The following is a 12206-nucleotide window of genomic DNA, read 5'->3' as shown; positions in this document are numbered from 1 at the left end:
CCCGTGGCCACCACCACGCAGGCCAGGCTGGCGCCGATGGCCCGGTGCTGCAGCGCCGCGACCACCGAAGAATCCACGCCGCCCGACAGCCCCAGCAGCACGTTGTCGTCGCCCACCTGGGCGCGCACGCGCTCGATCTGGTCTTCAATGATGTTGGCGGCGGTCCACAGCGTGTCGCAGCCGCAGATGTCCACCGCGAAGCGGCGCAGCATCTGTTCGCCCGACCGGGTGTGGGTGACTTCGGGATGGAACTGCACGCCGTACCAGCGGCGGCGGTCGTCGCCCATGGCAATGATCGGCACCGATTCGGTGCGCCCGGTCACCCGGAAACCCTCGGGCAGGGACGTTACCCGGTCGCCGTGGCTCATCCACACGTCCAGCCGCGGCGGGCTGCCGGCGTGGTCCTTGAGGTCGTCGAGCAGGGCGCACTCGGCGGTCACTTCCACCTGGGCGTGGCCGAACTCGCGGTGGTGGCCCGATTCCACCTGGCCACCGAGCTGCATGGCCATGGTCTGCATGCCGTAGCAGATGCCCAGGATCGGCACGCCCGCGTCGAACACTTCCTGCGGCGCGCGCGGCGAACCGGCCTCGACGGTGGACTCCGGCCCGCCCGAAAGGATGATGCCCTTGGGCGCATACCGGGCGATCTCGGCCGGGTCGTGGTCCCAGGCCCAGATTTCGCAGTACACGCCGAATTCGCGCACCCGGCGGGCGATCAGCTGCGTGTACTGCGCGCCGAAGTCCAGGATGAGGATCTTGTCGCTGTGGATGTCGGTCATGTGGACTCAGCCCATCCTGTAGTTCGGCGGTTCCTTGGTGATCTGCACGTCGTGCACGTGCGCCTCGCGGGTGCCGGCATTGGTGACGCGCACGAACATGGGGCGCGTGCGCATCTCCTCGATGCTGGCGCAGCCCACGTAGCCCATCGAGGCGCGGATACCGCCCGAAAGCTGGTGGACGATGTTGCGCAGCAGGCCACGGTACGGCACGCGGCCCTCGATGCCCTCGGGCACCAGCTTGTCGGCGTCGGAGGCGTCCTGGAAATAACGGTCCTTGCTGCCCAGCTCCATCGCGCCCAGCGAGCCCATGCCGCGGTAGCTCTTGTAGCTGCGGCCCTGGAACAGCTCCACTTCGCCCGGTGCCTCTTCGGTGCCGGCGAACAGGCCGCCGATCATGATGGTGCTGGCGCCGGCCACCAGGGCCTTGGCGATGTCGCCCGAATAGCGGATGCCGCCGTCGGCGATCAGCGGGATGCGGCCCTTCAGCGCCTCGGCCACCATGCCCACCGCCGTTATCTGCGGCACGCCCACGCCCGCCACGATGCGGGTGGTGCAGATCGAGCCGGGGCCCACGCCCACTTTCACCGCGTCGGCGCCGGCGTCGAACAGCGCCAGCGCGGCGTCGCCGGTGACGATGTTGCCGCCGATCACCTGCAGGCTCGGGAAGGTCTTCTTAACCCACGCCACGCGGTCGATCACGCCCTGGGAATGGCCGTGTGCGGTGTCCACCACCACCACGTCCACGCCGGCCGCCACCAGCGCGTGGATGCGCGCCTCGGTGTCGCCGCCCACGCCGACCGCCGCGCCCACCAGCAGCTGCTCGTCGGCGTCCTTGGCGGAGAACGGGTTGTCGCGCGCCTTCTGGATGTCCTTGACGGTGATCAGGCCGCGCAGCGCGAAGCTGTCGTCCACCACCAGCACCTTCTCGATGCGGTACTTGTGCATCAGCTGCAGCACTTCGTCGTCGGTGGCGCCTTCGCGCACCGTCACCAGCTTGTCCTTGCGGGTCATGATGTTGCGGACCGGATCGTCGAGCTTCTTCTCGAAGCGCATGTCGCGGCTGGTCACCAGGCCCACCAGCTGGCCGCCGTCCACCACCGGCACGCCGGAGATGTTGCGGGCGCGGGTTAGCTTGATCACCTCGCCGATGGTGGTGTCCGGGCCGACGGTGAACGGTTCGCGGATGACGCCGGCCTCGAAGTTCTTCACCTGCGCCACGTGCGCCGCCTGCAGCTGCAGGCTCATGTTCTTGTGGATGATGCCGATGCCACCCAACTGGGCCATGGCGATGGCCAGCCGCGCTTCGGTGACGGTGTCCATGGCGGCCGACACGATCGGCAGGTTGAGGGTGATGCCGCGCGTAAGCTGTGTGCTCAGGCTCACGTCCTTGGGCAGGACGATGGAGTGGGCGGGTACGAGGGAGACGTCGTCGAAGGTCAGCGCTTCGGCCTGGATGCGCAGCATGGAGCGACTCCGGGGTCTGGGAAGCCGGCAATTATAGCCGCCCGGAGCCTGCCCGGGTGGTCGCCGGTGTGCGCCGCCAACCCTCAGAGCAGCCCCAGCGACAGCGCGGGCCACCAGGTGATCAGGGCCACCGCCGCCGCCAGCACCAGGAAGAACGGCACGCAGGCCCGCACCAGCTTGGTCAGCGGCTGGCCGAACCGGTACGAGGCGATGAACAGGTTCATGCCCACCGGAGGGGTGAAGTAGCCCAGCTGCAGGTTGGCCAGCATCACCACGCCCAGATGCACCGGGTGGATGCCAAAGCCCGCCGCCACCGGCAGCAGCAGCGGCGTGAGGATGACGATGGCCGAAAAGATGTCCAGCAGCATGCCCACCACCAGCAGGAACACGTTGAGCAGCAGCAGGAACACCCAGGGGCTGTCCACGTGCTCGCGCAGGGATTCAAACAGCTTGGCCGGGACCTCCTGGTCCACCAGCCAGTTCGACAGGGCCAGCGCCGCGCCCAGGATCAGCAGGATGGCGCCGACCAGGCGCATCGAATCCGCCATCACGGCAGGCAACTTTGAGAGGGGAATTTCCCTTTTGACAAAGACAGTTACGACAAGAACATAAAGTGCCGTCACAGCTGCCGCTTCGCTCGCGGCCAGTTCCCCCGAGTAGATCCCGCCCAGCACGATCACCGGCAGCGGCAGTTCCCAGGCGGTTTCCTTCAGCGCCAGCCAAAGCTCGCGGCCGTCGAAGGCGTGGCGCGCCTGGGTCACCGACCGCCCCACCCACATCGCGTAGGCCGACAGCATGCCCACCATCAACAGGCCCGGGACCACGCCCGCCAGGAACAGGTCGGGGATGGTCACCGCCGGGGTGGTGCCCATCTGCCCCGCCACGAAGCCGTAAAGGATCAGCGGCAGCGACGGCGCGAACAGCAGGCCCAGCGAGCCTCCGGCCGTCACCAGCCCCAGGCTGAAGCGTTCGTCGTAGCCGGCCTGGCGCAGCGCCGGATACAGCAGCGCACCCAGCGCCACGATGGTCACGCCCGAGGCGCCGGTGAACGCGGTGAAGAACGCGCAGGCGACGATGGCGACGATGGCCAGGCCGCCCGGCAGCCAGCCCAGCAGTGCGTTGGAAAGCCGCACCAGCCGCTTGGGCGCGCGGCTTTCCCCCAGCAGATAGCCGGCCAGCGTGAACAGCGGGATGGCGATGAGGCCGGGCATGTCGCCCAGCCGATAGATTTCCACCGTCACCACGATCAGGTCGTAGCCGGCGATGTGGAAGCCCAGCAGGGCGATGGCCGCGATCACGGCGAACAGCGGCGTGCCCAGCGCCGCGAACAGCAGGATCAGCAGCAGGCCCAGCGTCAGGCTCACGGCTCGCCGCCCATCACCGCGGCAACCGGGGGTTCCATCCACGCCGCCACCAGGAAGCGCAGGCCCATCAGTCCGAAGCCCAGCGGGATCACCAGCATCGGCACCCAGCTGGGGATGCCCGCCACGAACGGCACCGGCGCCTCGCGCTCCATGCCGACCATGCCCGCGCCCAGCCAGGCCAGGCCCAGGCACACGGCGCCGGCGGCCAGCTGCGATATCGCCCACGCCACGCGCCGGGGCCCGGGCGGCAGGAAGCGCGGCAGCGCGTCGATGGCGATGTGCTTGCCCGAACGGGTGGCGCCCAGCGCGCCCAGCAGCGCCAGGAACAGTACCCCGGCGCGGCTCACCGGTTCGGCCCAGGGCAGGCCGCTGTCGAAAGCCACGCGAAGCACGATCTGCGCCACCGACAGCAGCAGCAGCAAGCCCAGCAGCGCCGCCAGCAGTCCGTCTTCGGCCCGGTGCAGGCGGCCCAGCCAACGTCCGGGCATCAGGGCGCCTTGGGCTGCGCCAGTGCGCGGCGGATGGCCGCCAGTATCTCGGGCGAAATGGCTTTCTCGGCTTCCATCTGCGTGGTCACGCGCGCGCCGAAGTCGCGCCAGCGGGCCGCTTCGGCAGGCTCCAGCGGCCCCACCGTGATGCCCTGCTTTTTCATCGCGGCCAAGGCGGAGGCGTCATCGCGGCGGATGTTGGCGTCCATGCGCTTGCCGGCGCTGTCGAAGGCCGCGGCCAACACCGCCTGGTCCGCTGCGGATATCTTTTTCCATGCCTTGTCATCCAGCACCAGGAACCCGACCACGAAGGTCAGCGGCAGGTCCACCATGTGCTTCACCTTGCCGTGCCACTGCAGCACGATGGCGCCGCTGGGGGTGTTGACCACCGTGTCCACCAGGCCGGTCTGCAGGCTGGTGAACACGTCGCCCAGCGGCAGCGGGATGGTGTTGATGCCGCCCATCTTGAAGGTGCGCGCGGCGATCTCGTCGTTGGACGGGATCCACAGCTTGATGCCGCCCATGTCGGCCTTGGTGCGCAGCGGCCGGTCGCTCATCAGGTAGGCGAAGCCCAGGCCCGAAACGCCCAGCATGCGGATGCCGCGCTGTTCGAAGCCCTTGGCCAGCAGCGGGTCGACGCTGGCGCGCACGCGCGCCACTTCGTCCCAGCTGTCCATCAGGAACGGCAGGCTGTAGGCGGTGGCGTCGGGGTACACCAGCGACAGTTCACTGGACGTCAGCACGCCGCCCTGCAGCTGGCCCAGGCGCATCTTGCGCAGGACCACTGCGTCGTTGCCCATCACGCCGCCGGGGTAGAACTTCACGTCCACCCGGCCGGCCGTACCTTGCTTGACCTCGGCAGACGCGGCGCGCAGTTCGCGCATCCAGGCCGAGCCATCCGGAGCCAGGGTGGCGATCTTGATCACCTGCGCGGACACCGGTGAAGCCAGCAGCAGCGAAAGCACGAGGGGGAACAACAGCCTGGTCATGCGGGGATCCTTGGCGGCTTGGCGCTCAGAAATAGTCCTTGCCCGACGCCACGAGCGCCTTCGCGCGCTCCTGGGCCAGTACGTTGGTCAACGTGAAACCGGGCTCGGCCGGGTCGGCGGACAGCACTTCGTCCAGCAGGCGGTCGTGCAGCGCCTGGTCGAACACCAGGCGGGCGTAGTACTCGGCCATCAGGGTTTTGGCGTAGAGGTTGCGGCCCTGGCTCATGGCGATGGCCGCCTCGAAGTGACTGCGGCCCAGCTCGGGCTTGCCGCCCAGGGCTTCGGGGCGCAGCGAATTGAGCACGCCCAGGTACACGCGCGGCATGCCGCGCGCGTGGCCCGCGTCAGTGGCGACCACGTTGCCCAGCAGCACTTCGATCTTGGGCAGGTCGGCGATGGCGTTCCAGTCTTCGCTATTGGCCTGCAGGAAGCCGACCCAGGCTGCAGCCAGCGCGTACTGCCCGGCGATGTTCTGCCGCGGCGCGGCTTTCACGGCCGTAGTGAATGCGTCCACGTCGGCATCCAGCTGCGCGCACAGCGCTTTGTCCTGCGCGCAGGTGCCGCGGCGGGCATAGTCCAGCGCCTTGGCCGCCAGGCGTTTGGCGCGATCGCGGTCGTCGCCGGTGAAGTTGCCGGCATAGGCCCCGTTGAGCTCGGCTGCGGCGAACAGCAGCGAGGCATTGCGCTTGTCTCCGGGCACCTGCCCCTGCACCAGTCCGTCGATCAGCAGCAGGTAGGCTGGCAGCCCGTCGCGCACGGTGGCGGGGTCGTTGCTGTTGGTGACGGCGCTGCCCAGCTGGGCGGCGAACCGGTCGCTGGCCTTGCCCACCAGCGAAGCACAGCCGGCGGCCAGCATCAGGGCCAGCAGCGCGGCCAGACCAGGAAGCCAGCGGGGGCGTGCGTGGGTCATGCTCATGAGCGTGCAGCCTGCGGGGTCAATGTTGCGCGATGGTGTCGGAGGCCTCGGCGGCCTCCAGCGTGTTCTGCATCAGCGTGGCTACCGTCATCGGCCCGACGCCGCCGGGCACCGGCGTGATCCAGGAGGCGCGCTCGGCGGCGGCTTCGAAGCCCACGTCGCCCACCAGGCGGCCGTCGTCCGTGCGGTTGATGCCCACGTCGATCACCACCGCGCCGGGCTTTACCCATTCGCCCGGCACCAGGCCCGGACGGCCCACCGCCACCACCAGGATGTCGGCTTCGCGCACGTGCCGTTCCAGCACTTCGCGCGGTGTGAACTTGTGGCAGCTGGTGGTGGTGCAGCCGGCGATCAGCAGCTCGAGCACCATCGGCCGGCCCACGTGGTTGCTCACGCCCACCACGGTGGCGCTTTGGCCGCGCACGGGCCGGTCGGTGTAGGCCAGCAGCGTGGTGACGCCGCGCGGCGTGCAGGGGCGCAGGCCGAACTGGCGCAGCGCCAGGTGGCCGACGTTCTCGGGGTGGAAGCCGTCCACGTCCTTGCGCGGGTCGATGCGGTGGATCAGCCAGTTGGCATCGCGGTTCCCCGGCAGCGGCAGCTGCACCAGGATGCCGTGGATGGCCGGATCGGCGTTCAGGCGGTCGATCAGTGCCGCCAACTCGTCGTCGCCGGTATCGGCGGGCAGGTCGAAGTCGATGGCGCGGATGCCGACTTTCTTGGCGGCACGGCGCTTGTTGCGCACGTACACGGCCGAGGCCGGGTCCTGGCCCACCAGCACCACGGCCAGGCCGGGGGCCGGCTTGCCGCTGGCCACGCGGACGGCGACACGGCGGGCCAGGTCGTCCAGCAGGGCTTCGGCGATGCCTTTGCCGTCAAGGATGCGGGCGGTCATGGCGCTCCGGGGGAAGTGGGGGCGGATCGGGCGCAGAATGTCCCGGGTCGCAAGCCGCGATTATCCCCGAAGCCTTCCCTACCCCGCCATATGCCAAACGCAGACTCCACGGCCCTCGAGGCCGCCGCTTTCCGCCGACTGCTGGCCCACCTGCGCCAGCGCAGTGACGTCCAGAACATCGATTTGATGATTCTTGCCGGCTTTTGCCGCAACTGCCTGTCCAACTGGTACCAGGAGGCCGCCGACGCGGCCGGCACGCCGGTGTCCAAGGACGCCGCACGCGAGTACGTCTACGGCATGCCTTTCGCGCAGTGGAAGGCCCAGCACCAGGCCGACGCTACGCCGGAACAGCTGGCGGCCTTCGACGCCGCGCAGCGCGCCCATCCCTGACGCCAATAAAAAACGCCCCGGCAAGGCCGGGGCGCTGAATTCCCACTGACGGGAGGGAGGCTTGGACGTGGCTCAGGCGCGCTGGCGGGTGCGCTTGGCGGCCGGGCGCGCGGTGCGCGTGGCTTTGCGGGCGGTGCGCTTGGCCGGGGCTTTGGCGCCCAGCTTCACCAGCACCGGCGCGAAGCGGGTTTCGAACTCGGCCTGCGCCTGCTGCGCGAAGCCCTCGACCTGCTTCTTCACGGGGGCCAGCTTGGCCTTGGCCTGCTTGCGGAACTTGGCGACGCGGCTGCCCGCCTCGCGCGCGGCATCGTCGGCGCGCTGGCGGATGGCTTCGGGAAGCTCGGCCAGGCCGTCGATGGACTTGATGGCCTGCTTGCGGCCCAGCGAGGCGGCGCCGATGCCGGCCAGCAGCACGGTGCGCGGGCTGATTTCGGTTTTGCGGGGGCTGCGGCGGCGGGTCGTGGTCGGACGGGTCATGGGACACCTCGTTTCAGTAGGCCGGAATGGCCTTGATCGCTTTCGAGTGTGGTCGCCGGGGCTTGAGCAATCACACTAGCCCCGCTTGCGGCCGAACGTGGCCCGCGCGATGCTGGCCCTCTTTGCCGGGAGTGCGTGTCGATGGCTGCCAAGAAATCCAGCTGGGCCAAGTTTCCCCATGACGCCAAGGCCTTCGACCAGGCGGGCGACAAGCTCAAGAAAGCCTGGCCCGCACTGCACGCCGGCGACACCGAACCCTTTCCCGACGACAAGCGCGCCGCCGCGCTGATCAAGGCCGCCGGCAAGGCCGCGCCCAAGGGCATGGACGCGGCCACCTTGGCGCAGGCGCTGCAGGACGCCTGGCGCGCTTTCCATCGCGGCGATTTCCAGCAGGCGTTCGAGGGCGGTGAGGCGCTGGGGCCGGTCGGTGCCAGCGTCGCCTGCAAGGCGCTGGGCATCCACGCCACCTACCTGGTCGACGACGAGGACGAACAGCTCAAGCGCTACGAACAGGTGGGCAAGCTGGCCGAAGCCGCCATCGCCGCCCTGCCTGGCGAAGCCAACAGCCACTATCGCTTCGCCTTCGGCATGGGCCGCTACAGCCAGGGCATCAGCATCGCCAAGGCGCTCAAGATGGGCCTGGCCACCAAGGTGCGCAAGGCGCTGGAGGCCACGCTGGACCTGGCGCCCAAGCACGCCGAGGCGCACACCGCGCTGGGCCTTTACCACGCCGAGATCATCAACAAGATCGGCGCCCTGGTGGGCGGCATGACCTACGGCGCCAAGGCTTCCGAGGCCGACAAGCATCTGGCGGCGGCGCTGAAGCTGACACCCGACTCGCCCATCGCCCACATCGAATACGGCAACCTGCTGTTGCTGTTGCACGGCGATAAGCGCGAAGACGATGTCGCCGCCGCCTACGAAAAGGCCGGCAAGCTCAAGCCGCGCGACGCGATGGAAAAACTCGACGCCGAGTACGCCAAGGCGCAGTTGGAGTGACCCCTGGCGCGCGGGGCCGGGCATGAGCGACTGCGACAAGCCCGGCCCGATGAAGGCGCCGGCGCCACACGTCACGTTCGGGACGCGCCACAACCCGCCGCCGAAAGGCGCGGTGGACCGGTTCATCCGCCGCTTCAACCAGACCGCCCTGTTGATGGCCGTGTTGGCGCTCTATGCGCTGCTGGCAACGGCCGTGGCCTGGGCGCTTGCGCCGGCGCTGTGGCTGCTGGACGCATGGCCGGGCTGGACCAGCGGCGTTTCGGGGTGGCTGCATTGGCCGCTGCTGGGACTGGGCTACGCGCTGGCGCTGTGGGTGTTCGGTTTCTCGCTGTTGTGCGTCGTGCCGGTGTACAACGCGCTGCTTCCCACCCGCGCCAAGCCCTTCAAGGGCGGCTACTTCTCGATCGAGGCGGTGCCGTGGCTGCTGCACAACGGCCTGTTTTATCTGGTGCGTTTCACTTTCCTGCCCTTCGTCACGCTGACCCCGATGGGCGGCTGGTTCCTGTCGGCCATGGGCATGCGGCTGGGCAAGCGCGTTTTCATCAATACCGAATTCATCTCCGACCCGCGCCTGATCACCCTGGGCGACGACGTGGTGATCGGCGGCAGCGTGCACCTGTTCGCGCACTTTGGCGGCGGCGGCCATCTCACGGTGGCCCCGGTGGTGATCGGCGCCCGCGCCACCATCGGCGAGAAGGCTACGGTGATGGGCGACGTGCAGGTGGGCGAAGACGCGGTGGTGCTGCCCCACTCCGTGCTCCTGCCCGGCTCACGCGTGGGCGCCGGCGAAACCTGGGGCGGCATTCCCGCCCGTCCGATCCCGGCCCAGGACTGGCAGCGCATGCATGACGAGATCCGCGGGCCGGCGCGCTGAGTGCCCGCCACAGGCAAGAAAAAAGCCACCGCTGGGGTGGCTTTTTCTTGTTCGCACCGGGGTGCGCCCCGAAGGGATTTGGTGGGCGGTACAGGGCTTGAACCTGTGACCCTCGCCGTGTGAAAGCGATGCTCTACCGCTGAGCTAACCGCCCGGAAGAGAGCGCGAAGTTTACGCGGGCCGCCCCAAGCCGGTCAACCTCGGGCGCTCACCGCAGTTTGCTGGCCTGCATGGCCTGGGCCGCGGCCGGTGCGGCGAAGCTGTCGGCCCGGGCCTGGTCCCAGAACACCTGGAACACCGGGTGCTCGGGCACCGCCTCCAGCAGCTGCCCCGGCGGGACGAAGTGATGCAGCTTGGCCAGCGAACGGACCTCGGTGGACGAAACGCGGCGGATGATGTGCTCCGGGCCCAGCTCGGCCGGGTGCCGCAGGCCGGCTGCCGCCAGCAGGTCGCGCAGGGCCAGCAGGGTGTTGCGATGGAAGTTGGCCACCCGCGTGCCCTTGTCCTGCGGGTCCAGCGCGGCCTGGCGGCTGGGGTCCTGGGTGGCCACCCCGGTCGGGCAGCGGTCGGTGTGGCAGCTCTGGGACTGGATGCAGCCCAGCGAGAACATGAACCCGCGCGCCGAATTGCACCAGTCCGCGCCCAGCGCCAGGGTTCGGGCCATGTCGAAGGCGGTGACGATCTTGCCGGCGGCGCCGATGCGCACCTTCGAACGCAGGTCCAGGCCCACCAGGGTGTTGTGCACCAGCAGCAGCGCCTCGCGCATGGGCGCACCCACGTGGTCGGTGAACTCCAGCGGCGCGGCGCCGGTGCCGCCCTCACCGCCGTCCACCACGATGAAGTCGGGCAGCAGGCCGGTCTGCTTCATGGCCTTGGCGATGGCGAACCACTCCCAGGGATGGCCAATGGCCAGCTTGAACCCGGTGGGCTTGCCGCCCGAAAGCTCGCGCAGGCGATCCACGAACTGCAGCAGTTCAATCGGCGTGGCGAACGCCGAGTGCGCGGCCGGCGAGTGGCACTCCACGCCCTGCGGCACCCCGCGCGCTTCGGCGATCTCGGCGCTGACCTTGGCCGCCGGCAGGATGCCGCCCTGCCCCGGCTTGGCGCCCTGGGAAAGCTTGAGCTCGATCATCTTCACCTGCGGGTCGCGCGCGTTGGCCGCGAACCTGTCGGGGTCGAAGCGGCCGTCGTCGCTGCGGCAGCCGAAGTAGCCCGAGCCTATTTCCCAGACCAGGTCGCCGCCGTGCACGCGATGGTGGCGCGAAATCGAACCCTCGCCGGTGTCGTGGTAGAAGCCGCCCTGCTTCGCACCGCGGTTGAGCGCTAGGATGGCGTTCGCCGACAGCGAGCCGAAGCTCATCGCCGAAATGTTGAACACGCTGGCGGAATAAGGCTGCGCCCGCCCTTCGCCGATGGTGATGCGGAAGTCGTGCGTGGTGAGCTGCGCGGGCTGCAGCGAATGGTTCATCCACTCGTACTTGTCGCTGTAAAGGTCGCGCTGGGTGCCGAACGGGCGCTTGTCCAGCACGTCCTTCGCGCGCTGGTAGACGATGGCGCGCTGCTGGCGCGAGAACGGCAGCTCCACCGTGTCCGCTTCAATGAAGTATTGGCGGATCTCCGGCCCGATCGACTCGAGCAGGTAGCGAAAACGCGCCGTGAGCGGGAAGTTGCGGCGCAGCGCATGCTTTCGCTGCACCAGGTCCCACAGCCCCAGCAGGGACAGCGTGCCGAACGCCGCCACGCCATAGCCGGCGTTGTGCGACCAGGGCAAGGCCCAGGCGAACACCACGGTGAGCAGCAGCACGCCCGCGAAGGGCCAGTAGCGCGAAGGCAGCATGGTGGCTCCCAATCAATCCGTGGCGGGTGCGGCGTGGGCCGGGCGCTTTAGCTGGCGATAGATGTCCCACAGCCCGTACAGCGCCACGGCGGCGATCAGCAGCCACAGCGACTGGATCAGGACAGTCAGCCCGCCGTCGCCGCCAAGGCCACGATAAAGCAGCGGCATGATCCATCGCGCCAGGATGCCCAGCACATAGCTCGACGCCAGCACCAGGAAACCGGTGATGCGGGTCCGCTGCCAGGTAGCCACCAGCAGCAGCGCCGCGGCGGCGTCGAACACGAAATAGACAACCCCCAGCAAGAAATCCATCAGCGCTTCCCCTGTAGCGGCGAGGTGGTGCCCGGGGTGGGGGTCGAACCCACATGGCCTTGCGGCCGGGGGATTTTAAGTCCCATGCGTCTACCAGTTTCGCCACCCGGGCCAGCCAGCATGGTGCCGCATGCGTGCCGCGTCCGCCATAAAACAAAAGCCCCGCATGGGCGGGGCTTTTGAATTGGAGGCCGAGGTCGGAATTGAACCGGCGTACGCGGATTTGCAGTCCGCTGCATAACCACTCTGCCACCCGGCCGGGTAAGCGTTGCGGGAAGCTTAGCGCGTCCCGCGGCGGTTGCCACCGCCTTAAAAAACAAAACCCCGGCAAGCGGGGTTTTGTTGAAACTGGAGCGGGAAACGAGACTCGAACTCGCGACCCCGACCTTGGCAAGGTCGTGCTCTACCAACTGAGCTATTCCCGC

At 68.8% G+C, this 12206-nt stretch carries 13 protein-coding genes and 4 tRNA genes; 3 read left to right on the top strand and 14 right to left on the bottom strand.

What is annotated here, in order from left to right:
• The 7 genes from guaA to folD all read right to left on the bottom strand — a co-directional run.
• Positions 1-779, bottom strand: a 779-nt coding sequence (gene guaA, locus K0M70_RS10545) for a glutamine-hydrolyzing GMP synthase (RefSeq protein ID WP_290781823.1), incomplete at its 3' end; no start/stop codon positions are given.
• Positions 780-785: 6 nt separating this feature from the next.
• Positions 786-2243: an IMP dehydrogenase gene (gene guaB / locus K0M70_RS10540; protein ID WP_290781822.1), complete on the bottom strand. Its 1458-nt coding sequence runs from the start codon at positions 2241-2243 to the stop codon at positions 786-788.
• Positions 2244-2326: 83 nt separating this feature from the next.
• Complete coding sequence (locus K0M70_RS10535; RefSeq protein ID WP_290781821.1) at positions 2327-3607, bottom strand: TRAP transporter large permease subunit; 1281 nt, start codon at positions 3605-3607, stop codon at positions 2327-2329.
• On the bottom strand, positions 3604-4095 hold the full coding sequence (locus tag K0M70_RS10530; RefSeq protein WP_290781820.1) for a TRAP transporter small permease: 492 nt from the start codon (positions 4093-4095) through the stop codon (positions 3604-3606). Before K0M70_RS10530 ends, K0M70_RS10535 begins: the two co-directional genes overlap by 4 nt.
• Positions 4095-5084 (bottom strand): TRAP transporter substrate-binding protein DctP, encoded by a 990-nt coding sequence (dctP, locus tag K0M70_RS10525; protein ID WP_290781819.1) that lies wholly within the window; start codon positions 5082-5084, stop codon positions 4095-4097. The genes K0M70_RS10530 and dctP overlap by 1 nt, the downstream gene beginning before the upstream one ends.
• 25 nt (positions 5085-5109) lie before the next feature.
• Positions 5110-6000, bottom strand: coding sequence for a TRAP transporter TatT component family protein (locus K0M70_RS10520; protein WP_290781818.1), 891 nt, complete (start codon positions 5998-6000; stop codon positions 5110-5112).
• Positions 6001-6019: 19 nt separating this feature from the next.
• The gene (gene folD / locus K0M70_RS10515) at positions 6020-6892 is read right to left on the bottom strand and encodes a bifunctional methylenetetrahydrofolate dehydrogenase/methenyltetrahydrofolate cyclohydrolase FolD (protein WP_290781817.1); all 873 of its coding nucleotides are present in this window, start codon (positions 6890-6892) and stop codon (positions 6020-6022) included.
• A gap of 90 nt (positions 6893-6982) precedes the next feature.
• Here folD and K0M70_RS10510 point away from each other — a divergent pair, with 90 nt between their 5' ends.
• On the top strand, positions 6983-7282 hold the full coding sequence (locus K0M70_RS10510) for a DUF1244 domain-containing protein (RefSeq protein WP_290781816.1): 300 nt from the start codon (positions 6983-6985) through the stop codon (positions 7280-7282).
• 72 nt (positions 7283-7354) lie between these two features.
• Here the strand turns inward: K0M70_RS10510 and K0M70_RS10505 are convergent, their stop codons facing one another.
• Positions 7355-7759, bottom strand: coding sequence for a hypothetical protein (locus K0M70_RS10505; RefSeq protein WP_290781815.1), 405 nt, complete (start codon positions 7757-7759; stop codon positions 7355-7357).
• A gap of 141 nt (positions 7760-7900) precedes the next feature.
• Here K0M70_RS10505 and K0M70_RS10500 point away from each other — a divergent pair, with 141 nt between their 5' ends.
• A complete protein-coding gene (locus tag K0M70_RS10500; RefSeq protein ID WP_290781814.1) occupies positions 7901-8758 on the top strand; it encodes a hypothetical protein in 858 nt (285 codons plus the stop codon).
• A gap of 22 nt (positions 8759-8780) precedes the next feature.
• On the top strand, positions 8781-9632 hold the full coding sequence (locus tag K0M70_RS10495; protein ID WP_290781813.1) for a hypothetical protein: 852 nt from the start codon (positions 8781-8783) through the stop codon (positions 9630-9632).
• A gap of 79 nt (positions 9633-9711) precedes the next feature.
• Here the strand turns inward: K0M70_RS10495 and K0M70_RS10490 are convergent.
• The 6 genes from K0M70_RS10490 to K0M70_RS10465 all read right to left on the bottom strand — a co-directional run bounded on the left by K0M70_RS10490 (position 9712) and on the right by K0M70_RS10465 (position 12206).
• A tRNA-Val gene (locus K0M70_RS10490) sits at positions 9712-9786 on the bottom strand.
• A gap of 54 nt (positions 9787-9840) precedes the next feature.
• The gene (locus K0M70_RS10485; protein ID WP_290781812.1) at positions 9841-11469 is read right to left on the bottom strand and encodes an FMN-binding glutamate synthase family protein; all 1629 of its coding nucleotides are present in this window, start codon (positions 11467-11469) and stop codon (positions 9841-9843) included.
• A 12-nt stretch (positions 11470-11481) separates the two neighbouring features.
• Positions 11482-11781, bottom strand: a complete 300-nt coding sequence (locus tag K0M70_RS10480) for a hypothetical protein (RefSeq protein WP_290781811.1) — start codon at positions 11779-11781, stop codon at positions 11482-11484.
• Positions 11782-11806: 25 nt separating this feature from the next.
• Positions 11807-11893 (bottom strand) — tRNA-Leu (locus K0M70_RS10475).
• Positions 11894-11966: 73 nt separating this feature from the next.
• Positions 11967-12040: transfer RNA gene (locus tag K0M70_RS10470), tRNA-Cys, on the bottom strand.
• 90 nt (positions 12041-12130) lie between these two features.
• A tRNA-Gly gene (locus K0M70_RS10465) sits at positions 12131-12206 on the bottom strand.

It is taken from the genome of Arenimonas sp. (assembly GCF_019459675.1).
Classification (GTDB): Bacteria; Pseudomonadota; Gammaproteobacteria; order Xanthomonadales; family Xanthomonadaceae; genus Arenimonas.
This window is presented reverse-complemented; position numbering and strand designations above follow the sequence as displayed.